Origin of the sequence: Pseudomonas sp. Pse35, assembly GCF_024519715.1 — a bacterium.
GTDB classification, from domain to species: Bacteria; Pseudomonadota; Gammaproteobacteria; order Pseudomonadales; family Pseudomonadaceae; genus Aquipseudomonas; species Aquipseudomonas paracarnis.
Genome location: NZ_JALJRP010000033.1, coordinates 31,781 through 44,753 on the forward strand (window position 1 = coordinate 31,781; position 12,973 = coordinate 44,753).

Annotated in this window: 12 protein-coding genes; 4 read left to right on the forward strand and 8 right to left on the reverse strand. The window is 60.7% G+C overall.

The window, feature by feature from the left end; genetic code table 11:
* Positions 1–62: 62 nt before the first annotated feature.
* The 7 genes from glpE to OC445_RS22305 all read right to left on the reverse strand — a co-directional run bounded on the left by glpE (position 63) and on the right by OC445_RS22305 (position 7,816).
* A complete protein-coding gene (gene glpE / locus OC445_RS22275) occupies positions 63–392 on the reverse strand; it encodes a thiosulfate sulfurtransferase GlpE (protein ID WP_034128825.1) in 330 nt (109 codons plus the stop codon).
* A gap of 9 nt (positions 393–401) precedes the next feature.
* Entirely contained in the window at positions 402–1,253 is an 852-nt protein-coding gene (locus OC445_RS22280; protein WP_034128824.1) for a symmetrical bis(5'-nucleosyl)-tetraphosphatase, read from the reverse strand.
* The gene (apaG, locus tag OC445_RS22285; RefSeq protein ID WP_003194726.1) at positions 1,253–1,633 is read right to left on the reverse strand and encodes a Co2+/Mg2+ efflux protein ApaG; all 381 of its coding nucleotides are present in this window, start codon (positions 1,631–1,633) and stop codon (positions 1,253–1,255) included. The genes OC445_RS22280 and apaG overlap by 1 nt, the downstream gene beginning before the upstream one ends.
* Before the next feature lie 232 nt (positions 1,634–1,865).
* A complete protein-coding gene (gene rsmA, locus OC445_RS22290; protein ID WP_034128823.1) occupies positions 1,866–2,678 on the reverse strand; it encodes a 16S rRNA (adenine(1518)-N(6)/adenine(1519)-N(6))-dimethyltransferase RsmA in 813 nt (270 codons plus the stop codon).
* A complete protein-coding gene (gene pdxA, locus OC445_RS22295; RefSeq protein WP_054896797.1) occupies positions 2,675–3,664 on the reverse strand; it encodes a 4-hydroxythreonine-4-phosphate dehydrogenase PdxA in 990 nt (329 codons plus the stop codon). Before pdxA ends, rsmA begins: the two co-directional genes overlap by 4 nt.
* Positions 3,661–4,995, reverse strand: coding sequence for a peptidylprolyl isomerase (locus OC445_RS22300; protein WP_136624693.1), 1,335 nt, complete (start codon positions 4,993–4,995; stop codon positions 3,661–3,663). Before OC445_RS22300 ends, pdxA begins: the two co-directional genes overlap by 4 nt.
* On the reverse strand, positions 4,976–7,816 hold the full coding sequence (locus OC445_RS22305; RefSeq protein ID WP_054896799.1) for an LPS-assembly protein LptD: 2,841 nt from the start codon (positions 7,814–7,816) through the stop codon (positions 4,976–4,978). The genes OC445_RS22300 and OC445_RS22305 overlap by 20 nt, the downstream gene beginning before the upstream one ends.
* 130 nt (positions 7,817–7,946) lie before the next feature.
* On the opposite strand from OC445_RS22305, the gene OC445_RS22310 reads away from it, so the two are divergent.
* The 3 genes from OC445_RS22310 to OC445_RS22320 are packed head-to-tail and all read left to right on the forward strand — an operon-like array spanning position 7,947 to position 10,412.
* Positions 7,947–8,972 (forward strand): aminoglycoside phosphotransferase family protein, encoded by a 1,026-nt coding sequence (locus OC445_RS22310; RefSeq protein ID WP_072445544.1) that lies wholly within the window; start codon positions 7,947–7,949, stop codon positions 8,970–8,972.
* A complete protein-coding gene (murU, locus tag OC445_RS22315; protein WP_054920691.1) occupies positions 8,969–9,643 on the forward strand; it encodes an N-acetylmuramate alpha-1-phosphate uridylyltransferase MurU in 675 nt (224 codons plus the stop codon). Before OC445_RS22310 ends, murU begins: the two co-directional genes overlap by 4 nt.
* Position 9,644: 1 nt before the next feature.
* Positions 9,645–10,412 (forward strand): TerB family tellurite resistance protein, encoded by a 768-nt coding sequence (locus OC445_RS22320; RefSeq protein WP_054920689.1) that lies wholly within the window; start codon positions 9,645–9,647, stop codon positions 10,410–10,412.
* Positions 10,413–10,585: 173 nt separating this feature from the next.
* Here the strand turns inward: OC445_RS22320 and OC445_RS22325 are convergent, their stop codons facing one another.
* The gene (locus tag OC445_RS22325; RefSeq protein ID WP_197880477.1) at positions 10,586–11,560 is read right to left on the reverse strand and encodes an alpha/beta hydrolase family protein; all 975 of its coding nucleotides are present in this window, start codon (positions 11,558–11,560) and stop codon (positions 10,586–10,588) included.
* Between the two features lie 213 nt (positions 11,561–11,773).
* Here OC445_RS22325 and OC445_RS22330 point away from each other — a divergent pair, with 213 nt between their 5' ends.
* Positions 11,774–12,922, forward strand: coding sequence for an iron-containing alcohol dehydrogenase (locus tag OC445_RS22330; RefSeq protein ID WP_198791607.1), 1,149 nt, complete (start codon positions 11,774–11,776; stop codon positions 12,920–12,922).
* Positions 12,923–12,973 lie beyond the last annotated feature (51 nt).

Here is a 12,973-nt window from a genome sequence, read left to right on the forward strand (position 1 = left end):
CGCCGTTCGTCAGAAACGGCGCAAGCCCAAGCGTCACGCGGGGTAGCGGGGTGTGAAAAAAATTATTGCGAATCGCCTGAAGAAATTTCCGCAGGATAGGTCGTACGCCACAGCTCAAACCCGCCGTCCAGGCTATAGACGTCAGAGAAACCCTGGCTGATCAAGTACGCGGCTGCGCTCTGGCTGGAATTGCCGTGGTAGCAGGCGACGATCAACGGCGCATCGAGGTCGGCGGCGCGTATGAAGTCGGCGATGTTGACGTTGTCCAGATGCTGCGCGCCGCTGATGTGGGCGGCGGCGTAAGTAGGCTGGTCGCGGATGTCGACGACTACAGCACCTTGCTCGCGCAGGGCCTGGGCTTGTTCGGGGGGGATACGTTTGAATTCGGTCATGGCGGGCTCCTATGGCTTGGTGGCGGCCGGCTGGGTAATGGAAAGGGGGGATTCGCACTGGCAGTCGTGGCGCTCGCCGGTGTCGATGTTCATCAGGGTCATGGCGCCGCCCCACACGCAACCGGTGTCGAGGGCGAACACGCCGGGCTCATCGCACTTGCCTTCCAGCGCGGCCCAATGACCAAAGATGATCTTCGTGTCACGGGTCTTGCGTTCCTTGTAGGCGAACCAGGGCTTATAGCCGGGGAGGGCGCTGTCGGCACCTTCCTTGCTCTTGAGGTCCAGTTTGCCTTCGGCCGTGCAGAAGCGCATGCGTGTGAAATAGTTGGTGATCACTCGCAGGCGGGCGACGCCGGTGAGCTCGTTGTCCCACTTCACCGGGTCGTTGCCATACATGCCGTCGAGGTAAGCGGTGTACAGGTTGTCATCGGCCAATGCACTTTCAACTTCGGCGGCGCACTTGAGGGCTTTTTTCAGCGTCCACTGCGGCGGGATACCGGCATGCACCAAGGCCATGTTGCGGTCCTCGTCGTAGTGCATGAGTTTTTGCCGGCGCAGCCAGTCGAGCAGTTGAGCGCGGTCCGGGGCTTCGAGGATTTCCCGCAGGGTGTCACCTTTTTTGAGGCGCTCGATGTTGTTGCCGGCCGCAAGCAAGTGCAGGTCATGGTTGCCCAGCACGCATACCAAAGAATCACGCAGGCTATAGAGGTAGCGCAGGGTTTCCAGGGACTGGGGGCCGCGGTTGACTAGGTCGCCCACCAACCACAAGCGATCATTTGCGGGGTCGAAGGCTACGCGATCCAGCAGGCGCTTGAGAGGGTCCAGGCAGCCTTGCAGGTCGCCGACAGCATACGTCGCCATCAGTGCAGGGCTCCTGGCACGGCCAGGCGGAAGGGCTTGATGATTGCATCGAACAGTTGGCCGTCAGTGGCCTTCATTTGATACGAGCCTTGCATGGTGCCGACCTTGGAGGTCATCACCGTGCCGCTGCTATAAGTGTGGCTGGCGCCGCTGTCGATCAACGGTTGCTGGCCGACAACGCCTGCCCCGCGCACTTCCTCGACCTGGCCGTCGCCATCGGTGATGACCCAGTGGCGCGACAGCAGCTTGGCCGGCACCAGCCCGTTGTTCTTCACTGTAATGGTGTAGGCAAAGGCGAAGCGGTTATGTTCGGGTTGCGACTGGTCCGCCAGGAAGCGGGTGACGACGCTGACGTCTATCTGATAGCGAGGGTCGGACATGCAAGAGGCCTTAAAAGCGAAGGACAGCAGATGCGGGTCAGTCTAGGCCAAGAGGAGGGCGCTAGGCCAGACATGTGTCGGGCAGCCGGCAAGCGTTATCGGTATAACGCGGAGCAAATGTGAGAGCGGGCTTGCTCGCGAAGGCAGTGCATCAGTTACACATTTGGTGACTGGTACTGCGCATTCGCGAGCAAGCCCGCTCCCACATTGGATTGCATCGAGTTCTTACGGCCTATTCCACTACGGATGCAGGTTGGATGGCAAGTTGGTCGGCCAGGCGTACGAACGCGGCCAGGTCCAGTTGCTCGGGGCGCAGGCTTCCATCAACGCCGGCAGCTTCGATCTCGGCATTGCTCAGCAGGGCCTTGAGGGTGTTACGCAAGGTCTTGCGGCGCTGGTTGAACGCTTCCCGCACCACTCGTTCCAGCAGTTTGTGGTCCTTGGCCGGGTGCGGCAGCACGGCATGCGGCACCAGGCGTACGATGGCCGAATCGACCTTCGGCGGCGGGTTGAACGCGCCCGGACCGACGTTGAACAGGTGCTCCACGCGGCAGTGATACTGGACCATGATCGACAAACGACCCCAATCACCACCGCCAGGGCCTGCGGCCAGGCGCTCCACCACTTCCTTTTGCAGCATGAAGTGCATGTCGCGGATGATTCCGGCGTTGTTCAGCAGGTGGAAAATCAGCGGCGTGGAAATGTTGTACGGCAGGTTACCCACCACCCGCAGGCTGTTGGGCGCAGCGCCAAGGCTGTTGAAGTCGAACTTCAGCGCGTCGCCCTGGTGCAGGTTGAAGTTGGCTTTGCCGGCGAACTGCTGGTTGAGGATCGGGATCAGGTCCTTGTCCAGTTCCACGACGTCCAGTTGCCCGCCGCTGGCCAGCAGGCCCTGGGTCAGCGCGCCCTGGCCCGGGCCGATTTCCAGCAGGCGGTCTTCTGGCTTGGCGTGGATTGAGCGCAGGATGCGATCGATCACGCCAGCGTCGTGCAGGAAGTTCTGCCCGAAACGCTTGCGCGCCCGGTGTTGGTAATGCTCAGTCATATACGGGTCTCGGCCATCTGATAGGCGGTTTCCAGGGCCACGTGCAGGCTGCCGGTATCGATCTTGCCGCTGCCTGCGAGGTCCAGGGCCGTGCCATGGTCGACGGAGGTGCGGATGATCGGCAGGCCCAGTGTCACGTTGACTGCGGCGCCGAAGCCTTTGTATTTCAGCACGGGCAGCCCCTGGTCGTGGTACATCGCCAGCACTGCATCGCAGTGCTCCAGATATTTGGGGGTGAACAGAGTGTCTGCAGGCAATGGGCCGCGTAGGTCCATGCCTTCTTGGCGCAGGCGCTCTAGTGTTGGTTCAATGATGTCGATTTCTTCATGGCCCAAGTGGCCGCCTTCACCGGCGTGGGGGTTGAGCCCGCAGACCAGGATGCGCGGTTGGGCAATGCCGAATTTGTGTTGCAGGTCGCTGTGCAGGATGCGCGTGACACGCTCCACGCGCTCGGCAGTGATGGCATCGGCGATTTCACGCAGCGGCAAGTGGGTGGTCACCAGCGCCACACGCAGGCCGCGGGTGGCGAGCATCATCACCACTTGAGCGGTATGGGTCAGTTCCGCGAGGAATTCGGTATGGCCGGAAAAGGCGATGCCGGATTCGTTGATCACGCCTTTGTGCACCGGTGCGGTGATCATGCCGGCAAAGTCGCCGTCGATGCAGCCCTGGCCCGCACGGGTCAACGTCTGCAGCACGAATGCCGCGTTGGCCGTGTTCAACTGCCCGGCCACCACCTTGGCCTGCAGCGGGGTGTCCCACACATACAGGCTGCCAGCGGGGGCCGCCAGGTCGGGCCAGTTGCCCGGCGCCACCTCCAGCAGGTTGACGGCCACACCCAGCTGCGCGGCCCGCTCAAGGAGCAGGTCGCGGCTGGTAATGGCAATCAGGGGGTGTGGCTGGGGTTGCGAGGCGAGCAGCAGGCACAGGTCTGGACCAATGCCGGCCGGCTCGCCGGGTGTCACTGCGAAACGCTGGGGTTTCACTGGGTTGCCTGGTCGGTGCCTGTTTGCTCGGCGCCTGGCAGCTTGTTCTCTACATACGCTTCGTCACGGATCTGACGCAGCCAGGTTTGCAGCTCTTCGTCGTATTTGCGGTTACGCAACACGGTCAGGGCTTGTTGCTCGCGGGCCTGGGTGGTGTTGTCCGTGGCGCGACGGCCAAGGACTTCCAGGACATGCCAACCGTATTGGGTCTTGAACGGCTTGGACAATACACCTTGTGGCGTGTCGGCCATGACCTGCTGGAACTCGGGCACCAGTGCCCTCGGGTCGATCCAGTTCAGGTCGCCGCCGTTAAGGGCAGAGCCCGGGTCTTCCGAGAAGCTTTTAGCCAGGGTGGCGAAGTCTTCACCGCTTTCAATGCGGTCATAGATCTTCTGGGCCAGTTCCTTGGTTTGTGCTTCGGTGCGGATTTCGCTCGGTTTGACCAGGATGTGACGAACATGAACTTCGTCTTTCAACGAGGTTTCGCCGCCGCGACGTTCCAGCAGCTTGAGGATGATAAAACCACCCGGGGTGCGGGCTGGCTGGGTAATGCCGCCGACTTCCATGGCGCTCAATTCGCGATCAAACGGAGGTGGCAATTGAGCGGCTTTACGCCAGCCCATATCACCGCCTTCGAGGGCGTTATCGCTGCCGGACTGAGCAATGGCCATTTGGGCAAAATCTGCACCCGCTTTCAGGCGCTCGTAGATCGCCTGGGTTTTAGCGGCAGCGGCATTGAGCTGCTCCGAGTTGGCTCCGTCCGGGGTTGGAATCAGGATATTGGCCAAGTGCAACTCTTCGGAGAGCTGCATCTTGCCCAGGTCCGAAGCCAGGAAGTTCTTCACTTCCTGCTCGGACACCTGAACCCGTTCGGCCACACGGCGCTGGCGCACACGGCTGATGATCATTTCACGCTTGATCTGGTCACGGGCGTCCTCATAGGACAGGCCATCGTGGGCCAGGGCGGCGCGGAACTGATCAATGCTCATGTTGTTGCGTTGAGCAATGGTGCCAACAGCCTGGTTCAGTTCTTCGTCCGAAATACGGATGCCGGAACGTTCGCCAATCTGCAGTTGCAGGTTTTCGACGATCAGGCGTTCCAGTACCTGAGATTCCAGGACGCTGGTCGGTGGCACCCCACCGCCACGTTTGGCGATGGTCTGCTGAACTTCCTTGACCCGCTGGTCCAGCTGGCTCTGCATGATCACGTCGTTGTCGACGATGGCCGCTACTTTATCCAGCTGTTGAACTGCGGCGTGTGCCGAAACAGTACCCAGGAACAGCGCGCCCAGCACTAGCGGGCGCAAACACTCAGAAAGCTTTGTCTTCACGTTCACGATAACCTTCAATGCCTTTGTCGAGGAAGCTCTCTACCTTGGCGCCGGTCAGGCCGCCGAGTCCTTTGAGGACGATCTGGAAGAAGAGCCCGTGGTCACCCTTTTCGTTGAGCGGGGCGATCTGGCTGTACTCGTCGTTGGAAACCCAGTAGCGGTTGATGACGCGCAGTTTCCAGCAGCAGTTGTCGTACTCGAAACCACCGAAGGCTTCCAGGGTGCGGTTGCGTGCATAGTCATACTGCCAGCGAGTGATCAAATTCCACTGCGGAATGATCGGCCACATCATCGAGAAGTCGTGTTGCTGGATTTTGTAGTAATCCTTCACGTAGTTCTCTTGACCTGGCGTGCCGTAGTCCCCACCGAACTGCCATTTGCCGGTCAGTTGGTTGTAGACCACTTGGTCATTGCGGTAGCGATAGCCGAGGTTGACGACCTTGTTCGGGTTGTCTTCTGGCTGATAGTGGAACATCGCACTACCGGAGCGTGGGGCATGGCTTTCGGTGTCCCAGTTGTAGTCGGCCGTGGCGCGCCAATCGCGGTTGAAGCGGAAAGCGTATTCCAAAGCGATAGGCGAAACGTCGGAGCGTGCATCGTCGCGGTCAGCAGCCAATACACCCGGCAGTTGAACTTCGCGATCCTTGAAATACAGCGCCTGACCGACGGAAACTCGCTGGCGTTCAAAGCCGTTTTCTTCGATCCAACGGCTGGTTACGCCAAGGGATAGCTTGTTCTCATCACCGATTCTATCCGAACCGCTGAAACGATTATCGCGGAACAGGGAGGAGTAGCTGAACGAGTACTCACCCGTGTCGAAGACCGGAATATCGCTTTGATCTTTATTCGGCACATAAAGATAGTAGGCGCGAGGCTCAAGCGTCTGGTTGTAATCCTTGCCGAACCAATTGGTCGTGCGGTCAAAGTAGAGGCCGCTGTCGATGCTGGCAATCGGGACTGCACGGTCTTGTGAGCTTTTGAATACGCCGCCGGCGTAAGGAGCGGCCCCAGGCTGAGCTGCGGCCAGTTGCGCGGCGATAATGTCATTCTTGCCTTTGCTATCCAGGTCAAGGTCATATTTGGTGTAGACGTATTTGAGCTTCGGCGTAATAAAGCCATAGCTCCAGTTCATTGGGTACTCTACAGCGGGTGCTACGTTTAGGCGTGTACCGTTCGCACGGGTCAGGCCGCTTACGTAGTTATCCAGGCGCCGTTCACCGATAGTGCCATCGGAGTTGAACGGCCCGCCGTCTTCATTGACCACATTTCCGTTTCTGAGGTCCCGATCGAATCTTACGGCTTCTGTCTCGTAGGAGAAGTTGAGCCCCCCCGGATGATACGGCAGCTGACCATTAAAGGTGATCTGCGGCAAGCGGTCATACGGAGTAATCTGGGAAATCGTTGCCAGTTGATAGGACTGCAGGTTCACCCGAGCTTGATAGCTATCACCGCGGTAGGTAACCGAGCCTTGCTGGTTCAGGAAGTCCTGGCTCTCTACGCCTTCCTGGTACGACTTCAAATCCTGGAAGTAGAACGGATCACTGATCTTGGTGTAATCGACCTGGGTCGTCAGACGCGAATCCAGCCCACCTTTATGCTGCCAATTGAGCATATAGCGGGTCTTTTCGTAATCAGTCTGCTTCTTCCGCTCGTCGCTATCATCATTGAGATACGCCCCACCAAACTGCCCTTCACTCGACTTGGTCAGATAGCGGAATTCGCCCTCCATCAACAAGCCGCGCTTGGTCATGTACTGCGGGTACAACGTGGCATCGTAGTTCGGTGCCAGGTTGAAGTAGTACGGCGTTACCAATGTAAAGCCAGTCTCACTGCCGGTGCTGAAGCTCGGCGGCAGGAAGCCGGATTGACGACGGTCATCGATCGGGAAGTAGATGTACGGGGTGTACAGGATCGGGATGTTCTTGACCCGCAACGTCGCGTTGGTCGCCGTACCGAAACCGGTGGCCGGGTTCAACGTGATGTTGTTGCCCTTGAGCTGCCAGGCGTTGCTGTCCGGCTCGCAGGTGGTGTACGTACCGTCCTTGAGACGGATGATCGCGTTTTCTGCACGCTTGGCGTACAGCGCGTTACCGCGGATGCGTGACTTGTGCATCACGTATTCGGCATTGTCGATCTGGGCGGCACCGGTGTCGAGCTGGACCTGGGCATGGTCACCCACGATCAGGGCGCCGTTATCGCGCAGGCGCACCTTGCCATTCAGTTCGCCACGGTTCTCCGCCTGGTACAGGCTGGCTTCGTCCGACTCCAGTTGCATGCTGCCCTGGCGCATGACCACGTCACCGGCCAGGGTAGCGACCTGCTGCTCCTGCTCGTAACGAGAAGCCTTGGCGCCGATGAAGGTCGGCGCATCGCTCTTGTTCGTCTTGTCGTTCATGCCAGGACGAGTCGGCTCGATGTAGGCGCCGCCGCAGTAAGGGCCGGTTTCGGCCAGCTGTGCTGCGGTCAGCTTGTCGCGAGGTACCCAGTCAAGGTGGCTGTAGTCGGCACTGCGCGAACGCAGGCCACGGCCCTTGGCTTCGGTGACCAGCATGGTCTTGGGTTCGGCGTCGACGCTGCCGCCAGCTTTGCCTTGCGGCGTGCTGTTGGCCGAGCTGACGGCAGCACCGTCATGCACCGGGCGCGGTGGCAATGGGGCGGCGGCGGTCTTCGGCGCGCAATCCCAGGCACCCGAAGCAGAGACTGAGCAGTCATACTGTTCCGCGGCGACCACGAATGAGGTGGCGAAAGGTTGCAAGGCCAGCAGACTGCCGGTTACCAGCAACGGAAATTTTCTACGAAACGCGGGGGATTTCAATGCCATCTTATTAGTCCGGGCTTCCTGCGTGCCATCTGCCCGCGGTTTGGGCCGCACGCCTCTCGATGGTCTGAAAAAGATGCGTGATAATAAAGCATGCCCCGCTTGACGGCTAGCGCCGTCGGAGACCCTTGTAATGCCCGAGCAAGATCTACGTTTACAACAGCTGGAAGTCTGGCTGGATGAGCAGTTGCCGATCCTCTTCAACGCTCAGGACTGGGGCCCCGTGCCCCCGGCCACATTGACCGCGGCCAGCAGCGACGCGAGTTTCAGGCGTTATTTTCGATGGGAGGGCGGTGCCCATACGTTCGTCGTCATGGACGCGCCACCCCCCCAGGAAAACTGCAAACCTTTCGTCGATATTGCGCATTTGCTCGCGAAATCGGGAATAAATGTGCCAAAAATTTATGCAGAAGATTTGCCCCGTGGCTTTCTTTTGCTCAATGACCTGGGCAGAAAAACCTATCTGGACGTGATTGACGGTGAAAATGCCGATCAATTATTTGCCGATGCCATCGACGCGCTGCTGGCTTTTCAGCAATTGCCGATGGATGCGCCGTTGCCCAGCTATGACGTGGCCTTATTGCGTCGCGAGCTGGAACTGTTCCCGGAATGGTACGTGCGTCGTCACCTGGGCATCGACCTCGACCCTGAGCAACAAGCCCTCTGGCAACGTGCCAGCCAGCAGTTGATCGACAGCGCCCTGGCCCAGCCCAAGGTGCTGGTACACCGCGACTACATGCCGCGCAACCTGATGATCAGTGAGCCGAGCCCCGGCGTGCTGGACTTTCAGGACGCGGTCTACGGCCCAGTGACCTACGACATCACCTGCCTGTTCAAGGACGCCTTCCTCAGTTGGCCCCAGGCCCGCGTGCGTGAATGGCAGCGCGGCTATTGGCAGCGCGCCGGGCAGTTGGGGATTCCCGTACAGGACGACTTTGAAGAGTTCCTGCGTGCCAGCGACCTGATGGGCGTGCAGCGTCACCTCAAGGTTATCGGCATTTTTTCGCGTATCTGCCACCGCGACGGCAAGCCACGCTACCTGGCCGACGTGCCGCGTTTCTTTGCTTATATAGAAGCGGTGCTGGCCGACCGACCTGAGTTGAGTGACCTGGGCGAATTGCTCGCCAGCCTGCGCGAACCTGCTGAGGCCAGCGTATGAAGGCGATGATCCTGGCGGCGGGCAAGGGCGAGCGCATGCGCCCGCTCACCCTGCATACGCCCAAGCCGCTCGTGCAAGCCGGCGGCAAGCGGCTGATCGAGTATCACCTTGAAGCCTTGGCGAAGGCCGGCTTTACCGAGATCGTGATCAACCACGCCTGGCTCGGCGAGCAGATCGAAAGCTACTTGGGCGACGGTGCCCAGTTCGGTCTGCGCATCCGCTACTCCCCGGAGGGAGAACCGCTGGAAACGGGGGGCGGCATATTCCAGGCATTGCCGCTGCTGGGCGACGAACCGTTTCTGGTGGTCAATGGCGATATCTGGACTGACTACGATTTCACCCAGCTCAAGCAGCCGATCCGGGGCCTGGCGCACTTGGTGATGGTCGACAACCCTGCGCACCACCCGTCGGGCGGGGATTTCTACCTGGATCACGGTGTGCTTCATGATGCCGCGCCCGGTGCCGATAACCTGACCTTCAGTGGCATTTCAGTGCTCGACCCCAAGTTGTTCGCGGGTTGCAGCGCCGGTGCCTTCAAGTTGGCCCCGGTGTTGCGCGAGGCCATCGCCAAAGGTCTGGTAACGGGGGAGCACATGGCAGGACGCTGGGTGGATGTGGGGACGCTGGAGCGACTGGCGCAGGTCGAAACCTTGCTGACAAAGGGACGCTAGGATGTTGTGGCCAGGGACGCTGATCGGCGCCGGGGCTGGCTTTGCCATTGCCAGTATTCCGGGGGCTTTGTTGGGGGCATTGCTGGGGCAGGCCTTGGATCGTCGCTTGCAATTGCACAGTTGGGCGCAGTTACGTGAGCGCCTGGGTGGGCGTCCGGCCTTGCGCAACGACGAGCTGTTGTTCGTGCTGCTGGGACGCCTGGCCAAGAGTAATGGCCGGGTTGTCGATGGGCATATCCAGCAAGCGCGCCAGGAAATGCGCGCACTGGACATGAGTGAGCCGGCCCAGCGCCGCGCGATCAGCGCCTTCAACCGTGGCAAGTCCGGCAGTGACCGTGTACGCAGTTACCTGCGGGTGCTCAAGACGCAGCCCCATGCGGCGGAAGGCGTGCTGCGCGCCTGTTGGCGCATGGCGTGGGCGGACGGCCGGGCGGATGCTGCCGAGCGCGACCTGATCGACCAGTGGGGTAAGTGGCTGGGCTGGACGCCGCAGCAGCTGCAGGCATTGGCGACCGATTACGCGCCGGAGCGCAAGCCAGTGGCCAATCGTGGGGGGGCCTATCAGGAGGCGTTGCGTATCCTGGGGGTGACGGCAACCACTGAGCCTTCGGTGATCAAGCGCGCCTACCGCCGCCTGCTCAGCCGTCACCATCCGGACAAGATCGCCGGCACGGGTGCCAGCCCCGCGCAAGTACGGGAGGCGACTGAACGAACCCGTGAATTGCATAACGCCTATGCGTTGATTCGTGAGCGGCGCGATTTTCGCTGAGGCTATCGCCACTCAACTCTATGTGGCAGTGGCAAGCCCTAATTGTAGGAGCGAGCTTGCTCGCGAAAAACTCCCAGGCGCCGCATTTATTCAGGAAGCACGCATTATCGTTGACGTTTTTCGCGAGCGAGCTCGCTCCTACAGAAAGCGATGTTGCCCCCTATAGCGGAGTGTCAGTCTGCGCCGCCCTGCGGGCTCAACCACCCGCGAACCCTGCGGTACAACTGCTCTTGCTCCGCCGCGCTATTACCGGGCAACGCCGTGAGCGATACCTGTTTATAGGTGTCATTCTTCGAGCGCTTGGCCGCCTGGAGTCGTTCCTGGGCGTTTTTGCGTTCCAGGGCGCCTTCTTGATAGAACACGTCCGCCGTGGGTACCTTCAAGGCCGGCGCCAGTTGCTGCAGGTCCGGTTGGCGAGCTGCGGGCGTCTTGCCGGCCACCATCACCAACCTCTGCACCTGGGAGGGTTGTTTCTCGCTGAGGTAGCGTGCCGCCCACCAGGCCCCGGTGCCATGGCCGAGCAACACCACGCTGCGGGCGCTTTGGGTCTGGGCGAAGGCGACGGCGGCGTCGATACGGTCGAAGATGCGCTTGGCGTCGGTCTTGTCCTGTTCATCCGCCCCCGGCACCACCGCCGGGTCTGTGCCCTCGGCCTCGGCACTGGCGGCTTGTTCGACCGGCTTGGCTGCGGTGCTGCCTTCCTTGCTGCTGGTATCGACCGCCGCTTTCGGCGGTTCGATGAGCCGTGGCGGCAGGGTGTCCACACTGACGTCAGGCAATGACAGACTGAGGGTGCCCCAGGCTGCGTCCGGCAACTTGCGCCGCAGAGGCGCGATTGCTTGCGGCCAGTCCGCGTTCTCCCCAGCACCTGGTATGAGAATCACCACACCCTCGGCTTCGGCGCTGTTGGCGGGTTTCCATAGCGCCAGGAACGAATCGCTACCAGCTTGCAATTGCTGTTGCTCCTGCTGCGGCACCTGCCGTTCGAGCGCACTGGCTTCTTGCTGGCTACGCTCGGGCAAGGCCTGGCGTTCAGCCGGTTTTTCGACGGCAGGCGAGGGCGCATCCTCGGCCTGAACAGGCAAGACACTGGTAAACAGGAGTGACAGGCACAGTGCTGGCAGTGCCGAACGGTGAAGAAAAAGCATCGTTGATTCCCGGCCAGAAGTGATTCCAGCAGCCTAATGGGTTGGTCGGTATTTGTCAGGGGTATGAGGCGTGGTTCTCGTTACCAACAAGCTATCGGCGGTTTGTTGGCTGCCTTGATGGGCGCGGCGCGACCATTCAACCAGTGAATGGCAGACAACACGCCAGGTGCGGCTATTCTTGTGCCAGCCCATCATTCATAAGAGGCCGCGCACATGAGTACTTCCTCATTCAAGATCGCCCACAAACTGCTGACCGGTGCAGGTGCCATCGAACAACTGGCTGCCGAACTCACGCGCCTGGATGTGGATAATCCGTTGATCGTCACCGACGCCGCGCTGGTCCAGTCCGGTACCGTGGCGCTGGCCTTGGAGCATCTGGGTGACCGAGCCTACGAAATCTTCGACCGCGTGCTGCCCGATCCGGAAATTGCCATCGTCGAAGACTGCATGCGTGCGTACCGCGAAGGGGGGCATGACGGCCTGATCGGTGTGGGCGGCGGCAGTGCCATCGACATCGCCAAGAGCGTGGCGGCCTATGCCGGTTATCACGGCGCGCTGGCGGACTTGTTTGGCGTCGATCAGGTGCCGCGCAAAGGCCCGCCGTTGATCGCCATCCCCACCACGGCCGGTACCGGCTCGGAGGTGACCAATGTGGCGATACTGTCCGACAAGGCTGCACAGCTGAAAAAAGGCATCGTCAGCGATTACTTGCTGCCGGATGTCGCGCTGATCAGCCCGCAAATGACCTTGACCTGCCCACGCGGTGTCACGGCCGCCAGTGGCGTGGACGCCTTGGTGCACGCCATCGAGTCCTACCTGTCGCTGAATGCCTCGCCGATTACCGACGCCCTGGCCATCGGTGCGATCAAGCTGATTGCCAGCGCGTTGCCCAAGGCTTACGCCAATCCGGCGAACCTGCAGGCCCGTGACGACATGGCCACCGCCAGCCTGATGGCCGGCATGGCCTTTGGCAACGCGGGCGTCGGTGCCGTGCATGCGCTGGCGTACCCGTTGGGTGGGCGCTTTAATATTGCCCATGGCGTCAGTAATGCGCTGTTGCTGCCGTATGTCATGCACTGGAACAAATTGGCCTGCGTCGAGCGTATGCAGGACATCGCCCAAGCCATGGGCGTCAATATCGCCGGGCTGAGTGTGAATGATGCTGCTGACCAGGCTGTAGCGGCGATGACGCGGCTGTGTGGGGCGGTGGAGATCCCGTCCGGCCTGCGCAGTTTCGGCGTGCCCGAGGACGCCATCCCGGCCATGGCCAGCGAAGCTGCAGGCATTGAACGCTTGATGCGTAACAACCCGCGCAAGCTCAGCGCCGCCGATATCGAAAAAATCTACCGGGCAGCTTACTAACCGTTGAGATAGGTCACGGTGCGCGCAGCAAAGCATGAGGTATACAATGCG

Bases quoted from the DNA above. Each gene is read 5' to 3' on its own strand.
- glpE (WP_034128825.1), bottom strand. From the start codon at position 392: ATGACCGAATTCAAACGTATCCCCCCCGAACAAGCCCAGGCCCTGCGC.
- OC445_RS22330 (WP_198791607.1), top strand. From the start codon at position 11,774: ATGAGTACTTCCTCATTCAAGATCGCCCACAAACTGCTGACCGGTGCA.
- murU (WP_054920691.1), top strand. From the start codon at position 8,969: ATGAAGGCGATGATCCTGGCGGCGGGCAAGGGCGAGCGCATGCGCCCG.
- rsmA (WP_034128823.1), bottom strand. From the start codon at position 2,678: ATGACTGAGCATTACCAACACCGGGCGCGCAAGCGTTTCGGGCAGAAC.
- OC445_RS22305 (WP_054896799.1), bottom strand. From the start codon at position 7,816: ATGGCATTGAAATCCCCCGCGTTTCGTAGAAAATTTCCGTTGCTGGTA.
- OC445_RS22280 (WP_034128824.1), bottom strand. From the start codon at position 1,253: ATGGCGACGTATGCTGTCGGCGACCTGCAAGGCTGCCTGGACCCTCTC.
- OC445_RS22320 (WP_054920689.1), top strand. From the start codon at position 9,645: ATGTTGTGGCCAGGGACGCTGATCGGCGCCGGGGCTGGCTTTGCCATT.
- apaG (WP_003194726.1), bottom strand. From the start codon at position 1,633: ATGTCCGACCCTCGCTATCAGATAGACGTCAGCGTCGTCACCCGCTTC.
- OC445_RS22325 (WP_197880477.1), bottom strand. From the start codon at position 11,560: ATGCTTTTTCTTCACCGTTCGGCACTGCCAGCACTGTGCCTGTCACTC.
- OC445_RS22310 (WP_072445544.1), top strand. From the start codon at position 7,947: ATGCCCGAGCAAGATCTACGTTTACAACAGCTGGAAGTCTGGCTGGAT.